General features: G+C 65.2%; 14 protein-coding genes and 1 tRNA gene. 5 read left to right on the top strand and 10 right to left on the bottom strand.

Annotation, left to right across the window (positions count from 1 at the left end; translation table 11 throughout):
• Window positions 1–61: 61 nt before the first annotated feature.
• The 3 genes from glpK to AMS67_RS15740 form a co-directional block, all read right to left on the bottom strand.
• Window positions 62–1,576: a glycerol kinase GlpK gene (gene glpK / locus AMS67_RS15730; RefSeq protein WP_053388185.1), complete on the bottom strand. Its 1,515-nt coding sequence runs from the start codon at window positions 1,574–1,576 to the stop codon at window positions 62–64.
• A 46-nt stretch (window positions 1,577–1,622) separates the two neighbouring features.
• Complete coding sequence (locus AMS67_RS15735; RefSeq protein ID WP_053388186.1) at window positions 1,623–2,384, bottom strand: MIP/aquaporin family protein; 762 nt, start codon at window positions 2,382–2,384, stop codon at window positions 1,623–1,625.
• Window positions 2,385–2,490: 106 nt separating this feature from the next.
• Window positions 2,491–4,212: a glycerol-3-phosphate dehydrogenase/oxidase gene (locus AMS67_RS15740; RefSeq protein ID WP_053388187.1), complete on the bottom strand. Its 1,722-nt coding sequence runs from the start codon at window positions 4,210–4,212 to the stop codon at window positions 2,491–2,493.
• A 79-nt stretch (window positions 4,213–4,291) separates the two neighbouring features.
• Here AMS67_RS15740 and AMS67_RS15745 point away from each other — a divergent pair, with 79 nt between their 5' ends.
• Together AMS67_RS15745 and dinB are read left to right on the top strand one after the other, a co-directional pair.
• A complete protein-coding gene (locus AMS67_RS15745) occupies window positions 4,292–5,287 on the top strand; it encodes a sugar-binding transcriptional regulator (RefSeq protein WP_053388347.1) in 996 nt (331 codons plus the stop codon).
• Between the two features lie 26 nt (window positions 5,288–5,313).
• Window positions 5,314–6,543, top strand: a complete 1,230-nt coding sequence (gene dinB, locus AMS67_RS15750) for a DNA polymerase IV (protein ID WP_053388188.1) — start codon at window positions 5,314–5,316, stop codon at window positions 6,541–6,543.
• A 6-nt stretch (window positions 6,544–6,549) separates the two neighbouring features.
• Here the strand turns inward: dinB and AMS67_RS15755 are convergent, their stop codons facing one another.
• From AMS67_RS15755 to AMS67_RS15765, 3 genes are read right to left on the bottom strand one after another with little or no spacing between them, the layout of a single operon-like run.
• A complete protein-coding gene (locus tag AMS67_RS15755; RefSeq protein WP_053388189.1) occupies window positions 6,550–7,152 on the bottom strand; it encodes a DUF2017 family protein in 603 nt (200 codons plus the stop codon).
• Entirely contained in the window at window positions 7,149–7,436 is a 288-nt protein-coding gene (clpS, locus tag AMS67_RS15760) for an ATP-dependent Clp protease adapter ClpS (protein ID WP_370726597.1), read from the bottom strand. Before clpS ends, AMS67_RS15755 begins: the two co-directional genes overlap by 4 nt.
• A 2-nt stretch (window positions 7,437–7,438) precedes the next feature.
• Entirely contained in the window at window positions 7,439–7,786 is a 348-nt protein-coding gene (locus AMS67_RS15765) for a metallopeptidase family protein (protein WP_053388191.1), read from the bottom strand.
• 134 nt (window positions 7,787–7,920) lie between these two features.
• Here AMS67_RS15765 and AMS67_RS15770 point away from each other — a divergent pair, with 134 nt between their 5' ends.
• Window positions 7,921–10,245 carry a putative bifunctional diguanylate cyclase/phosphodiesterase gene (locus AMS67_RS15770; protein ID WP_156316704.1) on the top strand — a complete coding sequence of 775 codons (2,325 nt, stop codon included), beginning with the start codon at window positions 7,921–7,923 and terminating at the stop codon, window positions 10,243–10,245.
• Window positions 10,246–10,286: 41 nt separating this feature from the next.
• Here the strand turns inward: AMS67_RS15770 and AMS67_RS15775 are convergent, their stop codons facing one another.
• Entirely contained in the window at window positions 10,287–11,138 is an 852-nt protein-coding gene (locus tag AMS67_RS15775) for a hypothetical protein (protein ID WP_241488117.1), read from the bottom strand.
• A gap of 250 nt (window positions 11,139–11,388) precedes the next feature.
• On the opposite strand from AMS67_RS15775, the gene AMS67_RS15780 reads away from it, so the two are divergent.
• Window positions 11,389–12,159 carry a hypothetical protein gene (locus AMS67_RS15780; RefSeq protein ID WP_053388193.1) on the top strand — a complete coding sequence of 257 codons (771 nt, stop codon included), beginning with the start codon at window positions 11,389–11,391 and terminating at the stop codon, window positions 12,157–12,159.
• A complete protein-coding gene (locus tag AMS67_RS15785) occupies window positions 12,156–13,103 on the top strand; it encodes a ThiF family adenylyltransferase (protein WP_053388194.1) in 948 nt (315 codons plus the stop codon). The genes AMS67_RS15780 and AMS67_RS15785 overlap by 4 nt, the downstream gene beginning before the upstream one ends.
• A gap of 122 nt (window positions 13,104–13,225) precedes the next feature.
• On the opposite strand, the gene AMS67_RS15790 is transcribed toward AMS67_RS15785, so the two are convergent.
• The 3 genes from AMS67_RS15790 to AMS67_RS15800 all read right to left on the bottom strand — a co-directional run bounded on the left by AMS67_RS15790 (window position 13,226) and on the right by AMS67_RS15800 (window position 17,028).
• Window positions 13,226–13,301: transfer RNA gene (locus AMS67_RS15790), tRNA-His, on the bottom strand.
• Between the two features lie 132 nt (window positions 13,302–13,433).
• Window positions 13,434–14,858: a mechanosensitive ion channel domain-containing protein gene (locus AMS67_RS15795; protein ID WP_053388195.1), complete on the bottom strand. Its 1,425-nt coding sequence runs from the start codon at window positions 14,856–14,858 to the stop codon at window positions 13,434–13,436.
• 1 nt (window position 14,859) lies between these two features.
• Window positions 14,860–17,028 (bottom strand): adenylate/guanylate cyclase domain-containing protein, encoded by a 2,169-nt coding sequence (locus AMS67_RS15800; RefSeq protein ID WP_053388196.1) that lies wholly within the window; start codon window positions 17,026–17,028, stop codon window positions 14,860–14,862.
• Window positions 17,029–17,066: the final 38 nt, after the last annotated feature.

A 17,066-nucleotide genomic window follows, 5' to 3' on the forward strand; every position in this document is an offset into this window, starting at 1 on the left:
AACGAAACGGGCGGCCGGTGCATGGAGCACCGACCGCCCGTTTCGTTGCGCGGAGAGGCGGTTAGCGCGCGTCCTCGTCGACCCAGTCCATCGACTTGGTCACGGCCTTGCGCCACTGGCGCAGCAGGCGCTCCTGCTCGGCCGAATCGAGTTCCGGCTCCCAGCGACGATCCTCCTGCCAGTTGGCGGAGAGATCGTCGAGACCCGACCAGTAGCCCACAGCGAGGCCCGCGGCGTAGGCAGCGCCCAGCGCGGTCGTCTCGGCGACCACCGGGCGCACGACCGGAACGCCGAGGATGTCGGCCTGGAACTGCATGAGCGCGTTGTTCGCGACCATGCCGCCGTCGACCTTGAGCTCAGTGAGGTCCACGCCGGCATCCGCGTTCACCGCGTCGAGCACGTCGCGCGTCTGGTACGCCACGGCTTCGAGCGCCGCACGCGAAATGTGGCCCTTGTTCGCGTAGCGGGTGAGCCCCAGGATCGCGCCGCGCGCATCCGGCCGCCAGTACGGCGCGTAGAGCCCCGAGAAAGCCGGAACGATGTAGACGCCGCCGTTGTCGGGTACGGAATCGGCCAGCTGCTCGACCTCGGGAGCGCTCTCGATGATCCCGAGCTGGTCGCGCAACCACTGGATCAGCGACCCGGTCACGGCGATCGAACCTTCGAGCGCGTAGTGAGTGGGGCCGTCGCCGAGCTTGTAGCCGACCGTGGTGAGCAGCCCGTTCTTCGAGTGGACGATCTCTTCGCCCGTGTTGAAGATCAGGAAGCAGCCGGTGCCGTAGGTGTTCTTGGACTCGCCGGCAGTGAACGCTGCCTGGCCGAAGGTCGCCGCCTGCTGGTCGCCGAGGATGCCCGCGATCGGAGTTTCGCGCAACAGCGAGGAGTTCTTCGCGACGCCGTAGACCTCGGACGACGACTTGACCTCGGGGAGCATCGAGCGCGGCACACCGAAGGCCTCGAGGATGTCATCGCGCCACTCGAGCGTCTTGAGGTCCATGAAGAGCGTACGCGAGGCGTTGGTCACGTCAGTGACATGGACGCCGCCGTCGACGCCGCCGGTCAGGTTCCAGATGACCCAGCTGTCGGTCGTGCCGAAGAGCAGATCGCCGGCATCGGCGGCTTCGCGAGCCCCCTCGACGTTTTCAAGGATCCAGGCGACCTTCGTACCCGAGAAGTAGGTGGCGAGGGGGAGCCCGACGATGCTCTTGAAGCGATCGGTGCCGCCGTCGGCTGCGAGGCGGTCGACGATGTCTTGGGTGCGGGTGTCTTGCCAGACGATCGCATTGTAGACGGGCTCACCCGTCTTGCGGTTCCAGACCACCGCAGTTTCGCGCTGGTTGGTGATGCCGATCGCCGCGATGTCGTGGCGGGTGAGGTCGGCGCGTCCGAGGGCGACGCCGATGACCTCTTGCACATTGCCCCAGATCTCGGAGGCGTCGTGCTCGACCCAGCCGGCGTGGGGCATGATCTGCTCATGCTCCTTCTGGCCGACGGAGATGATCGAGCCCTTCTTGTCGAAGATGATGGCGCGGCTCGAGGTGGTGCCCTGGTCGATAGCGATGATGTATTCGGACATGGGATTCCTTTCGGGTCAGCTTCGTTGCGTGTCGATGTCTGCGAGCCTAGGCTGCGCCGACGAATCCGAGCAGTGCGGGGGCTGAGAGTGCGGCGATCGCGCCGCCCACGAGCGGGCCCGCGACCGGAATCCAGGCGTAGCCCCAGTCGCTCGAGCCCTTGCCCTTGATCGGCAGAATCGCGTGCGCGATGCGGGGGCCGAGGTCACGGGCTGGGTTGATGGCGTAACCGGTGGGGCCGCCGAGCGACGCGCCGATGCCGACGACGACGAGTGCGACCGGCAGTGCGGTGAGCGGCCCGAGACCCCCGGGTACTCCGACCTGGATGTCGCCGTAGTCGGCGAAGGCGAAGACGGCAAAGACGAGCACGAAGGTACCGATGACCTCGGTCAGGAAGTTGCCGAAGGGCGTGCGGATCGCGGGGCCGGTCGAGAAGACGCCGAGCTTGGCGGCGGCGTCCGGCTCCTCATCGAAGTGCGAGCGGTACGCGACCCAGCAGAGCACGGCGCCGATGATCGCGCCGATCAGCTCGGCCGCAGTGGCGACCAGGAACTGCACCACGCTGATCTTGCCAGCGATCGCCAGGCCGACGCCGACGGCGGGGTTCAGGATAGCTCCCGAATATGCGGAACCCAGCACGCCGACGAATACGGCGAGGCCCCAGCCCCAGTTCACGAGGAGGAAGCCGCCTCCGTTGCCCTTCGTCTTGGCGAGGGCGACGTTCGCGACGACGCCGCAGCCGAGCAGCACGAGGAGCCCCGTGCCGACGAGCTCTGAGAGGAAATACAGACCGAGGTTGACATCTGGCATGTCGTCTTTGACCTTTCGGGAGTGCGAACGCTGATGGCGTTCGCGGGTGGTGATGGAGTGCGGGGGGAGCCGAAGGTAGTGCGGCGCCCCCGCGGACCGAACCGGATTAGATATCTACGACAACGCCTCCGCGTTCGACGTCGATACGGTGGGCGGTGCGGAGCAGTTGGACCGTGCGGGCGATTTCGTCATCGACGCGCGCGGCATCCCAGTTCAGTGCCTCGGCGATTGCCTCGGCGGCGGCGCGCACGCGCTCGAGCGTGAGGCCGCCGACGAAGGCGATCGAGGTGCGTCGCAGCAGGAGATCGTCGAGGTGCACGACGTCTTCCGTCGCAGCGAGGTGCGCGAGCTCTGCGGCCGTGTAGCCCGGGAGGTGCGGGAGGTCAGTGGAATCCTCCGGTGCCGCGGCGAGAATCTCGTCGGCGCGCGTTCCATAGCGCTCGAGCAACTGCTCGGTACGCGCGCGGTCGGTGCCGTCAGCGTGCTCGGCGACCCACCGGGTGCGCGCGGACTGCGAGCGCGGGAAGTTCTTGCCGCCACCGATCGCGAGCGTCTCGGTACCCACGGTGCGTTCGACACCGAGCAGCGCAAGAGTGTCGTTCGCGAGGTGCGCGGCGAGCGCACGGAACGTCGTCCACTTGCCGCCGACGAGACTGAGGAGCGGCACGCCCGCGCGCTCCGAGGCGACGATGCGGTAATCGCGCGAGACGAAGCCGGGGGCCGTGTCGTCGTGGCGCGGCAGCGGCCGGATTCCGGAGAACGTGTACACGATCTGCGAACGGTCGACGGTGATCTTCGGGAAGACGTGCGAGATGAGGTCGAAGAAGTAGTCGACCTCGTCGGCCGTGGCGCTCATGGGGGTACTCGGGTCCGCGTTGATGTCGGTGGTGCCGACGAGCACGCGATCCTTGAGCGGGTAGATCAGCACGATGCGGCCGTCTGAGTGCTCGAAGAAGATCTCGCGGCCACCGGTGGCCGCGAGCAGCTCGGGGTGGTCGAGCACGATGTGCGAACCTTTCGTGCCGCCCATGAACTGCGTGCGCTCGCCGAGAGCGGCGTTGGTAAGGTCGGTCCACGGGCCGCTGGTGTTCAGGATCACCTTGGCGGTGAAATCGAACTCGTCGCCGGTGGTTTCGTCGCGCAACTGCACTGCGCCGTTCTCGAAACCGACCGCGGGGAGGTAATTCGCCGAGCGTGCGCGGTCACCGCCGGCGACGGCGCCGTCGTGCAGCACGTCGAGCGCGAGGCGCTCGGGGTCGTGCATCGACGCGTCGTAGTAGGTCGCCGTGTACTTGATGCCGTCGTTCAGCTGCGGCAGCGCGCTGAGCGAGCGGCGCTTGCCGTGGAATTGATGGCGCGGAACCTGGCCGCCATCGCGGGAGAAGGTGTCGTAGAGCGTGAGGCCGATCTTGATCAGGGCGGCGCCGCGCTCGTTCGGCTTGCCGCGACCGTGCGTCACGAGGAGGCGGAACGGAGCCGACAGGATGCCCGAGAACGTCGAGAAGATGGGGATGGTCGTCTTCAGCGGTCGCACGTAGTGCGGTGCCGTGCGGAGCAGGCGATTGCGCTCGGTCACCGCCTCTTGCACGAGCCGGAACTCGCCGTTCTCGAGATAGCGCACCCCACCGTGCACCATGTGGCTCGACGCCGACGACGCGCCCGATACGAAGTCTCCGCGCTCGACGAGCGCGACATCGACGCCCTGGAGCGCCAGCTCGCGGAAGGTCGCGATCCCGTTGATGCCCCCACCGATGATCAGCACATCGGCGTGCGGGCGATCCTGCAGTCGCGTGACAGCAGGGCGAATAGTCGGGGTGCGATCGTTCATAGCTCCAAACCTTTCAGCGTTGGCCTCAGCTTCCTCCACTCGTGCACTGAGTTGCAAGACCGTTGCACGTATGTGCATGATGTGTTCATCTCATGCGACGAAAGGGGCACCGGTGTCTGCAAATCCGTCCAAATCACGGGAAGCACTGCGTGCGGCGCAGCTCTACTACCTGCAGAACCTCACCATGGAGGCGATTGCCCAAGAGATGCGGGTTTCCCGCTCGTCGGTGTCGCGGCTCCTCACCTACGCGCGCGACACCGGCCTCGTCGAGATTCAGGTGCACTCGCCCCAGGAGGCGCGTTCCCAGCTCGAGCAGCGCCTGTCCGAGCACTACGGCATCACGGCGCACGTCGTGTCGTCACCAGTGCGCGCGAGTGAGGCCGATCGTCTGGAGCGCACGGCGCGCACGGCCGCCTACCGGGTCGCGGCGGCGGTCGGAGACCGAACGACCATCGGCGTCGCCTGGGGCGCCACGATGAGCGCCGTGGCGCGGCACCTGCCGTCGAAGACCGCGCACGAGGCGCGCATCGTGCAGATGAACGGCGCGGCGAATGTGCGCACAACGGGGGTGTCGTACGCAGCCGAGTTGCTCGGCGGCTTCGGCAATGCTTTCGCCGCTTCGGTCTATCAGTTCTCGGTTCCTGCAATCTTTGATGACCCGAACACTCGTCGTGCAATGTGGCGCGAGCGATCCGTGAGCCGGGTGCTCGAGCTCCAGGCGTCGAGCGACCTGTACGTCTTCGGTCTGGGATCTCGTATCGGAGACCCCAGATCCCGTATCTACTCCGGCGGATACCTCGACCGTGATGATTTGCAGGATCTCGTGCGATCGGGCGTCGTCGGCGATTGCGGCACGGTCTTCTACCGCAGCGACGGCAGCACTGACGGAATCGCGATGAATGAACGGTCGAGCGGGCCGTCGCTCGACGTCGTGCGACGGATTCCGCGTCGCCTGTGCGTCGTGTCGGGCACGGCGAAACGCGACAGTCTGCGCGGTGCGCTTGCCGCACGAATCGTGACGGAGCTCGTGGTCGAAGAGGAACTCGCGCGACTCGTGCTCGAGACTGGCAGCTGACCCGCTGACGTGGTGAAATAGTACGTATGTTCGAAGCGCCGCGTGAGATCGCCTCGATGCTGCACGTCGATATGGACTCGTTCTTCGTCTCCGTGGAACTGCTCGAACGCCCCGAGCTACGCGGTCTGCCGGTCGCTGCGGCGCACGACACCTCGCGGTCCGTGGTGTCCAGTGCCAGCTACGAGGCGCGAAAATTCGGTGTGAGGTCGGCGATGCCGGTCGCACGCGCCAAGCAGCTCTGCCCGCAGCTCGTGCTCGTCACTCCCACCTACGCGAAGTACCGCGAGGCATCGCGTGCGGTGATGGCCGTTTTCGAGGAGTTCACGCCCCTGGTCGAACCGCTGAGCATCGACGAGGCGTTCCTCGACGTCGCGGGCACCGTGCGGCTCTTCGGCGCTCCCATGGAGATCGCGCGTGCGATCCGTGAGCGCGTGCGCGAGCGCACAGGGCTCCCCGCCTCGGTGGGGCTGGCCGGCACGAAGTTCATCGCGAAGCTCGCGTCCCAGCGGGCGAAACCCGATGGCATCCTCGAGATTCCCCCCGCGCGCACGCTCGAGTTCTTGCACCCCCTCCCGATCGGAGCGATGTGGGGAGTCGGGCAGGCGACCGAACGCGCGCTGCACGCGCGAGCGATCCACACGGTGGGGGAGCTCGCTCGTGAGCCGCTCGCAACTCTCGAGCGCATCGTCGGGCGCGCCAGCGCGCAGCGCCTGCACGACCTCGCGAACGGTCGCGATGCGCGCCGGGTCGAGACGACGCGAGTCGAAAAGAGCATCGGGCATGAGGAGACCTTCGCCCACGACGTTTCGGATGTGGCCGTGCTACACCGCGAGCTGCTGCGACTGGCGACGCGCGCCGGTGAGCGGTTGCGCGCAGCCGGGCTCGAATCGCGCACGATCTCGATCAAAGTGCGCTGGGGCAACTTTGACACCATCACCCGTTCCCGAACGCTGGGAGAAGCCACGCACGCGACCCAGCGCATCTTCCAGACCGCGAAAGAACTGTTCGAGGGTGTCGACCGCGGTGGTCGAGCGGTGCGCTTGATCGGCGTGCGTGCCGAGCAACTCGTCGCCGCAGGCAGCGATCTTGCGGCGCTGTGGAGCGATGACGACGGCTGGCGCGCGGTCGATCACGCGGTGGATGAGGTGCGGGGTCGGTTCGGTACCGACGGTGTCACCTCGGCGAGCCTGCTCACCGGTCGCGGGGCCGTCGTCGACCCGCGTTCCCTGGAAGCCCCGGGGCCTGATCAGGGATAGCCGGTCTCACTCGACTTCGTCGTCGCTGTGATCTCCCGCGGTGTCCGCAGTCACCGACGCGAAGATGGCCAGTACAGATTCGAGGATCGCGGCCAACCAGTCGAACACGAGCACGGTGCCCCGCGAGTCCTCCTGCTCGAGCAGCCGTTCGCGATCCTCAGCTTCATCGAGACCGATGCGGGCGGCGATCGCCAACCGCAGTGCGGTGACGGTGCGCACCCAGGCAGGCAACGATGCAGGGGTGATCTCCACTTCGACCGCGGAGGTCTCGTCGATGGCATCGGCGCCGAGTCCGAGTGCCGCGGTCACCTCCATCGCATCCTGCAGTTTGCGATTGATGAGCCCCTGTTCGGTGACGCTGCGAAACGTGCCAGACTCGTCGGAATCCTCGTAGGCGTCGGGAAACAGTCGAGCGAGCGCCGGATCCTCGGGAGTCTCGTCCGATCCGCCCACTTCGAGGCTCGCGAACAGCGGGTCGGGATCGAGCGCGGTGCTGCTGTGGCTCTGCAGCAGCTGTGTGAGCTGCGTGATGAGTTGGTCGAGCATCGCGGCTTCGTCGTGGTCGAGCAGCAGTCGCAAGCCGGTGCCAGGGATCGGGAGGAGCTTCATGGGGTTCCTCCCTGGCGCACGGTCGCCCAGAGACCGTAGCCGTGCATCGCTTCGACGTGCATTTCCATCGCCTCGCGAGCGCCCTCGGCGACCACCGCGCTGCCACCGTGGTGCACACGCAGCATGAGTTCCTCCGAGCGCTCCCGTGAGAACCCGAAGTGCTGCTGGAAGACGTACGAGACGTACGACATCAGATTCACCGGATCGTCCCACACCACGGTCTGCCAGATCGGCTCGTGGCGTGTCGCCAGCTGTTCGCTGCGCTGCGCATCCGTCGCCTGCATGGTCATCCCCATCCGAGCTCGTGGATGCGCGATTCTGAGATGCCGTAGAAGTGCGCGATTTCGTGCACCAGCGTGACACGGATCTCGTGCACCAATTCGTCATGGTCGGCGCAGTGCCGCAGCAGATTCTCCCGGAAGAGAATGATGCGATCCGGCTCTTCGCCGTACCCGTAGACGCCGCGCTCAGCCAAGGAGAATCCTTCGTAGACGCCGAGCACGTCGCTCCCGTCTGCCGGTTCGTCTTCAACAAGGAAGATGACGTTGTCGAGTTGCGCGAGCATGTCGTCATGCAGCGAATCGAGGCCATCGGCGACCAGGGATTCGAAGTCCTCGTGCGAGATCTCGAGCATGTCTTCACCCTACACAGAACGACTCATTCGCGGGTGACGAATAGGTGAGTCGCGACATCCCGCGCATGCCATAATGAGCTGCTGCCACTCGCAATTACACTGCTGCGACAGGCATATTCGGGAATGGGGTCGTGGTGGGACGCGAATCAACGACGGCGCGAGACCGGGTCTTCGCTGCGCCGTTCATCGTGATCGCGGTCGCCGCGGTCGTCATCGGTGTCGTGGCGCTCGCCGGATCGGAACCGAAATCCTGGACGCTGGTGCTCACCGTGATCGCCAGCGTGATCATCTGCGGGCCCTTCCAATTGCGCATCGGGTACGACCGGGGATACCCGGTGGTCGGCGTATCCATCGTGATGCTCGCGATCGAGCCGATGCACGGCGCACCGTTTCTCGGCATCTGCGTGTGGGCGATCGGGGTGCTCATCTCGCAGACCATCATGCGCCGCAACCTCGTGCACGCCTGCTATCTCACCGGCGTGAGCACGCTCGGTGCCTGTGCGTTCGTGGGGGTGCGGATCGGCTTCGCCGCACTCGGCATCTGGTTCGTCGCCGCGTTCGTGCTGGCAACGGCGGCGTACTACTCCGTCTTCCTGATCGTTGAGTTCGTGCGTCAGCGCACGCGATCCGCCTCCGACCGCAGCGTCATCACCTCGGCGGTACGTCCGCTGCGGGTGCTCGTCGTCATCTGCATCGTCGCCGCAGCGGCCATTCTGATCAACTACGTCGATGCGTCAGTGATCTCCTGGCTCGAGGGCGACCCCAACGTGAGCCTGACCCCGTTCGTGGTGCTGCTCGCCGGATCGATCTTCTACGTGCTCGCGCAGCGCTCGCGCTCCGATGACGTGGAGGCCCGTCTGCACGCTGTTGTCGATGCGGCCATCGAGTTCCCCCGGCAAAGCGGTGAAGCGCTGGCAGGGGTGCTGCGCGACCGCGCGCAGGCGATCGTGCACGCCGACGAGGTCGAACTGCGCGGTGGCGCCCCCGAGCGCCGAGAGATCGGTGCGCCCGTGCGCGTCGAGTCGGGTGTCGATCAGTTTCTCGTGGCGTCGGGCAAGGTTGGCGGGGGAACGTTCAGCAGGGATGACGAGCGCACCCTCTCGACGCTCGCGCACCTCGCTACCGAGGCGGCGCGCATGCAGGAGGAAGTGGACACGCTCGAACAGCGGGCGAACAGTGATCCGCTGACCGGCCTGCCCAACTACGGTGCCTTTCAGAAGGCGCTCGTCGAAGCGAACGAGCACCGCCCCTATCACGAGGGCATTGCCCTGCTCTTCCTCGACCTCGACAACTTCAAGAAGCTGAACGACAACTACGGCCACCGGGCCGGCGACGAACTGCTGTGCGCGATTGCGCGCCGACTGCAGCGCGCGGCCGGCGGTGGCGACTTCGTCTCACGCGTCGGTGGCGATGAATTCGTGGTGATTTTGACCGGCCTCGTCTCGATCGATCAAGCGAAGGACTCCGCCGATCAGATCGTCGCCGCGCTCAGCGAGCAGATCGATCTCGAAGGTCACCTCATGCGGCCCGTGGTGAGCGCTGGCTTGGCGTTCTCCAGTCATCGAGAGATCGACGCGCAGTCACTCGTCGAAGACGCTGATCGCACGATGTTGCACGCGAAGCGCACGCGACGGCAGGGGAGCGTCGTCGAGAGCAGCAGCGTGAGCGTCTCCTCGCATCGTTCGACGCGTCTGAACGAAATTGTCGCGCGTGCGATTCGCGACAACCGGTTGATGCTCGCGTTCCAGCCGATCGTCGATATGTCGACCAACCGCCTGTGGGCGTTCGAAGCCTTGACGCGCTACGTCGACCCCGAACTCGGCCCGATCTCGGCGCCCTCGCTCATCGCGCGCGCGAAGAGCTTGGGGCTCATGAACGAACTGACGCAGCAGGTCATCCGTAAGGCACTCGAAGCCGCCGAGCAGTTTCGTGCGATCGAACCATCGGTCGAGTGCATGACGGTCAACCTCGAGCTGGGGCAGATCAGCGAAAACCAGCTGGGTCCGTTCATTCGAGAAGCTGCGCAGGCCTACCCCGAGATCAAGCTGTGCATTGAGCTCAACGAGCGATCACTGCGCACCGTGACCGATGATCTGCGGCACGATGCCGAGCGCCTGCAGCGCGCCGGAGTGCTGCTCGCACTCGACGACTACGGTTCCGACGACTCCGTCGTCGGCGCACTCGTGCACTTTCCGATGGATATCCTCAAGATCGATAAGGGCCTGATCGACAACCTCGACGATGCGCGCCAGCGCGAGGTCGTCAAAGCGCTGCAGTCTTTCGGCGATAACCTCGGCCACACCGTGATCGTCGAAGGCATCGAGAGTCGAGCGATGGCTGACATTCTCATCGGTCTCGGAGTGCGCGATGCACAGGGGTACTACTTCGGTCGCCCAGTCAGCCTGGCGCTGACGCTCGATCGACTGCGTCGCCGAGGCATCGTCGCCGATATCTCCTGACCATCGGTCGTGGGTGCCGCTGATGCGAGCGGCACTGACGGTCAGTAGGAGTTGTTCTCCGAAGGCGGGGTGACGTCGACGCCGGAACTCAGGCGCGAAATGGCCTCATCGGCATCGAACTCGGGGTCGCGCTCGATAAAAGCGTCGACGACTCCCATGAAGGAGAGCGCGGAAACTGACCAGGATTCGGCCTCGGTTTCGGTCTCGCGAGTGAAGTGGGCCTGCACAAGCGACGGAACCGTCGCACGCACGATGCCCAAGCCCTCGATGACCGATGCTGCGGCGACGACGAACGGCTGGTAGTCGTTGTGGAACATCGGCTTGAGACGGTAGCCCACGGTAGGCAGTACGTTGCGGTAGAAGTTTTCCATGGTTTCGACGAACGACATTTCGCTCGCGCGCAACGCGTCGAGCACGCGCGTGCGTGCTTCGCCATCTGGCCACGCCGTGATGGTCGTGGAGAGGGCGGCGTAGGTGCGCCACTTGCTGGAGGCGGTGATGACATCGAAGTTGTACTCCGCAGCGGTGCGGATGATGTCGATGAGCACGCTGCGTCGGCCCTCGACCGACCGCAGGTCGCCGACCCGCATGCTGAGGTACTGCCACGTCGTGAGCAGCGTCTCGGTGTCGGCCCGGTCGATCTGCGCTTGATTCGCGAGCTCGGTGAAGAGGTCGGCGAGGAACGCCTCGTGCGTCGGCCAGGCCTGCGCGAACTGCTTGTTGCTGACGCCGGCGTTGCCTGCAATCTGTTCGATCAGGCCGGCGGTGACACCGAGGGTCAGGCCAACGGACTCGACGTGCTGCACCGCGGCGGAGAGCATTTTCGAGCGCGCGTCATCGAAGCCCGGGCGGGAGCGCACACTGCTCGCCCGGTTCCAATTCTCTCCCTGCACCGTTCCCCCCATCGTCGACGACCGTAGTTGCCACATGCTATCACTCGCGTGTTTCCGTCAATTCAGGCGCGCGCGATATGTCATGAGTTCCGTGCGTGTTATCTCGCGACGCGCCGATCACCGCAATCCGTGCACGGGGTATCGCAATTAGTGCAAAATGAGAGTACACAGGAGTCGTTCGCGGTCATCGCCCGGGGATTCATGATTTCCATGGCCGTCACAGCTATGCAGCCTCAGGAGGGCCCCGGCGTTGTCTCATATCGACCGTTCCGTCACGAATCACGACGTCATTCCCGTCGTCGATTCTGACGTCTTCGCTGACAACCCGGCATCGCGCCTGGCCGTCGGGCTCATTGCCGTGCACGACGTGCCGCTTCCCGGGTTCGAGCGGGAGTACCTCGCTCACTTCGATCTGCGTCGCCGGGTGTACGTCGATCAGACCGGTCAACTCGATGCGAGCGAGCTGCAAGACGACGGCACCGACCGCGATGCCGATGACGCCCGATCAGCGACGTTTGCCGTGTTCGAGAATCACGCTGACGGAGTGCGCGTGATCGGCGTGTCGCGACTCATCATTCGCGGTGAGGATCACCCGCTGCCGGTCGAAGACTTCTGCCCCGATTCGTTCAGCCCGGGCGACCTGAACACCGTGAGCGTCGAGGTCTCTCGTGTGATCGCGCGCCATGAAAAGGCCGTGATGCAAGAGATGGCGCAGTGGCACCTCTTTGCCGTCATGCTGGCCTACGTTGCCAATCACGGTCTCGAGCGGACCTTCGCCATCATCGAGCCCTGGCTCGAGCGGCATCTTCACGGTTCCATTGCGATCTCGAGAATCGGCGAACCGCGCTACGTGGAGCACTATCTCGACTACAACCTGCCCATCGAGATTGACATTCCGGCATCGGCTGCGCGCGTCAACGCGCGGGGCGGTGACTTCATCGACCAGTACCGGGCCGCTGAGCCCGGCATGCTGTTCGTGGGGCGTGCCCCGAAACGCGTGCTCTCGGAGCCGGCGCTGTGACAAGTCGCGCAGCGCACGAACTCGAGTTCGCGCGCAATTACGGGTTCTGGAGCGAAGACGAGCAACTGGCTCTGACGCGATCCCGCGTCGCGATCGCTGGCGTGGGCGGCGTCGGGTTCCAGCTGGGGCTGAAGCTCGCGCGCATGGGCGTGGGCAGCTTCAGTATCGCCGACCCTGAAGTCTTCGAGCCCGAGAATGTGAACCGTGTCGACGGCGCGGTGCACTCCACCTTCATGCGCAGCAAGGCCGAGGTATTTCGTGAGCGGCTGCACGACATCAATCCTGAGGCGAAGATCGATCTCTTCACCGACGGCGTGAGCGCGGAGAATGTGCAGGAATTCATGCACGGCGCTTCGGTCGTGCTCGACGAGACCGAGATGACGATGCCCGACATCGGCACCCTCGTCGCTCGCGAGGCGCGCCGAATCGGTATCCCGGATGTGCTCGCGATGAACATCGGATTCGCGGCCCAGGTCACCTCGTTCGATCCGCAGTCCGCGTGGACCTTCGAGCGGTACCGCGGCTTCAGCGATCAAGCGCCGCTCGATGAAATCGCCGAACTCGGTGTCGATTTTGCGCGCTGCTTGCCCTACATTCCCGCCTACACCGACTTGCGGTCGCTCGCGACGGTGCAGGGGGACGAGGCACACGCTCCGGCATCATTGCCCTCGATCTCGGTCGGCGTCGACGTAGCTTCGGCATTGGCGAGCGCTCAGGTCTTTCTGCATCTCACGTCGTCGCTGGGCAACCGTCGACGCAAGCCCATCTGGGCACCCCGTGTTGCGTACACGGACACGTACGATTTGCGCACGCGCGTCGTGCGTGCGGGGAAGTGGTCGCACCTGCGGCACCTGCTGCGCGCCGCGCTGCGGCAGAAGGCGGGACTCAATCCGCTCGCAAGTTACACCCACGGAGATATTGCGCGTCGCGCCGCTGCGCGCTGAGGGGGACATCGCGGGGAGGCCATCCCTGGCCCACCGTGATCGTCGCTCCGCGTGTGCGTGAAAACGAACAACGAAGCCCGTTTCGCAACTGGATTCCAGTGCGAAACGGGCTTCGTATTTCTTGGGGTGGCTAACGGGACTTGAACCCGCGACCACCGGCACCACAAGCCGGTGCTCTACCGACTGAGCTATAGCCACCATGCTGTTCTGACCCGCCGAAGCGAACCAGGCAACCGTATCATCATAACCCAATGCCGCGATCGAACGCCAATCCGCGCGGCCCCCGCTGCGTCTCGGCGTGTTGCGCGAGACCGGGGGCCGCATTCGCGGTTACGTGCGTCGAATGATGCCGCGATTGATGCCGATCTGCTGCGCGGCTTCGGCGGCCAGCTTGCGCTTGAGATCGAGTGATTCGCCGATCTCGGCCGCCAGTCGCGGTCGTGACGCGATGAGTGCGTCGATGGTGTCGATGGGCAGCGACAGCACCGTCAGGATTTCACCAGCGACCACAACTGCGTGAGACGGCTCACGCGTCAATGCCGTCAGTCCGACGAGGTCTCCCGGCCCCGCAGAGGTGAACTCCAGGCGCCCGCCATCTGACTCGAGCGCCACCGATGCGCGGCCGGACACGACCACCTGCACCGCATTGGGGACCGCGCCGGTCGGCAGAACGACCTCGCCCACACCGTAGCGCTCGAGTCGCGCGGTCTTCCGCACGAGTTCGCGACCATCTTCGCGAAGGTGCAGCGTGGGCGCGACGAACTCAATTGCAGCGTCCAGGCGTTCGGGCTCGGCGATCGGATCCGTGGAGTCGCCGTCGAGCGCGAAGCCGCGTCGACGCGCCGCATACCAGAGCCATGACAGGTATAGCGTCTGAGCCCGCTGCGCATCTGACGGGCCGTCAACCGGGATTGAGACTTCGAACGCCGCATTTCCCGAATAGTCGACCGTTGCGCTCTCGCCGCGGCGCTTCATCGGCAGTGCATTCGCCACCTCGACCAGAAGCGCCATGACCTCGTGCGGCGGATCGTCGGTCGTGAACTTCACTGCTGACGTGGCGAAGTAGGGGCCGGCGGGTTCGCTGAGGTTCGTGAACGACGCACCCGAGAGCGTGGAGTTCGGCACGATCTGAATGCCAGATCCCGTTTCAATGTGCACCGCACGCCAGTTGACCTCGACGACCCGACCGCGCACGCTGCCGGTGTCGAGCCAGTCGCCGATCTTGAACGGCTGCTCGAAGAGCAGCAGCAGGCCAGAGATCACGCCGCCAACGGCGTTCTGCAGTGCAAGGCCGATGACGATCGATGTGACGCCCAGAGCGGCGAACAGGCCGCCGACGTCGGCCTCCCACACCCAGGAGAACAGAATCGCGAGCCCGACGACGACCAGCACCAGGCGTGCGATCTCGATGAAGATCGACGGAATGCGCTCTCGCCACGATCCGGGCTTCGCGTTCGCGAAGAGTGCCGCGTTGAACGACGACAGCACGAGCAGGATTAGCAGGAAGCCGAAGACCGTTGCGGCGACGCGCACCCACACGAGTTCGGCGGGGGAGGTGATCGCGAATGCGAGCAGGGCGAAGAGGGCCCCCGACGGGATGACCCAGTTGCGGAAGAACCGCACCGGCCCCGCAAGCGGGTGGCGGCGACGCGCCAGGAACGTGATGAGTTCCGTGAGCCCGACGAGCACTACCGGCACGCCGACGGCGAGGACGATGATCCACCACGTCCACGCCTGAGCGAAGAGATCAGCCATATCAGGCGACCTTCCAGACCGTCTCGTGCTCGCCGCGCGACTCGACGGTGCCGGCCTCGACGTACTCGAAGATCTCTTGCGTGCGGTTGTACACGGTCTGGCTCACGTACACACCGGGGTCGCCGGTGACCGAGCGCACTCGGTAGGCCAGGCTCACGGCATCGCCCCACAGGTCGTAGGCGAGGGTCGTGCGGGCGACGAGGCCGCTCGTCACGGTGCCGGTGTCGACACCGGCGCGCACCGAGATCGAGGAACGGTTCTGCGCGTTGAAGCGCTCCACGACCGTCAAGAGCGACTTCGCGAACTCCACGCTGCGGCGCACGTTGTCGACGCGCGGCACAACGAGACCGGATGAGACGAGGTAGCCGCCGCGCAACGTGCGCACCTTCTCGACGCCGGCCTTCTCGGCCGCCTCATCGAATCCGCGCATCAGCGTATTGAGCTGACTGATCTCCTCTTCAGGGGTGAGGCCGCGCGCATAGTCGTCGAATCCGACGAGCTCGGCAAACGCCACCGAGACGTTCTCGTGCGCCTCGCTGATCGCCTCATCGCCCTGCTTGTAGCGGGCCGCGACGCTCTCGGGCATCAGGGTGTGCAGCAGTTTCTCGTTCTCGACGCGCTGCTCGTCGATCAGATCCTGCTTCAAGCGCAGGCTCGATGCCATGTCGTTGAACGCGCTGCCGAGACCGCCGAACTCGTCGCGCGATGCATCGGGTACGCGCACGTCGAGGTCACCCTCAGCAATGTGGTGCGTTGCGTCAACCAGGCGGCGGATCGGGCGGGTAAAGACCTGCGCGAGCACGAGCGAAAGGAGTGACACCGCGACGAGAATTCCGAGCAGCGAGAGCAGCACATTGCGGGTGAATTCGGTGACCGGAGCAAACGCCTCGGACGTGTTAATGCGCGCAACGATCATCCAGTCGACGTCTTCGATGTCGAGTGGCGCGTACGCCGAGATGCTTTCTTTGCCCACGTAATCGCGACCGACGATGGCGCCGCTTTCGCCGGCCTTTGCCGCCTCGATCGCGGGGGTGTTGATCTCCTGCAGCATGGTGGTGCCGCCCACGTCGATGATGCGCTGGGCAACCGCGGGGGAGTTGCCCCCATCAATGGCGAGCTGAGCGTAGTTCTCGGGATCCTCGATGAGCAGACGCGAGTTGCTGCGCATGAGGTTGTCGCGGCCGACGAGGTACACCTCGCCGGTGTTGCCGAGACCCTGCTGCTTCCACTGCTCGTTTCCGGTCATCACATCGTTGATGCGATCGATCGACACCTGGAAGGCGAGTGCGCCGGTGATGCCGCTGTCGTTGCCGACGGGCGAGATCACCCAGACTGCGGGTACGTTCAGCGACGGGATCCAACGCTCGAAGTCGGTCATCGCGACGGTATCGACGGTGTTCGTCGCGATCGCGGCTCGGTACTTCTCAGCGAAGGAGGTATCGCGGTACGGGCCCGAGTTGAGATTGGTGCCGAGTTCGATGCCCTTGAACGCCGAGTACACGACGTCGCCGTCGAGGTTCAGCAGCAGCGCATCCTCGTATCCGGCCTGATCGATGAGGCGGGTGAGGTAGTCGCCATAGCGATCGGCTGCGGCCGAGTAGCTTGAACCGTCGCCCGAGTCGTTCGATCGCAGCTGAGCGTCGTAGCCCGCGTCATCGAGCGTCTCGTTCTTGACCGTGTACTGCGTCTGCAGGTACTTGCCCGCCGTGGAGTCGGGAATGAACGCCTCGTCACCGTAGGCGTGATCGGCGCGCTTTTCGAGTTCGGGAATGAATGTGTCGCGATAGTAGCCGGTGAGCTGCGCATCCTGAGCCTCGGTGAGTGCCGGGCGACTCTGCAACTCGTCGAACGCGGCGTTCATCTCGCGTGACAGCGTCTGCGCGCTCAGGTTGCGCGACTGCAGGGACGCATCGAGACGGAACGCCTTCACGGCGGTCTCAACCTCCGTGGCACGCATCGAGCGGATCGTCGTGACCTGATCGATCGCGGAATCCTGCAGCGACTGTCGCCCGTTCACGAAGCCGATGGCGCCCACCACGATCGACGAGATGAGACTCACGCCGAGCAGCATGATGAGCAGCTTCGACTGAATGCTGAGCCCGCCGAACTGTCGTTTCCGTCGTGGTGTCGATCCATCCGCGAGCGTTGCGGCGGTACTGCTGTCACTCATGCATCCCCCAATGCTGTGGGCACGCATTGCCCAGTCCA

It is taken from the genome of Leucobacter japonicus (assembly GCF_001273855.1).
Taxonomy (GTDB): domain Bacteria; phylum Actinomycetota; class Actinomycetes; order Actinomycetales; family Microbacteriaceae; genus Leucobacter; species Leucobacter japonicus.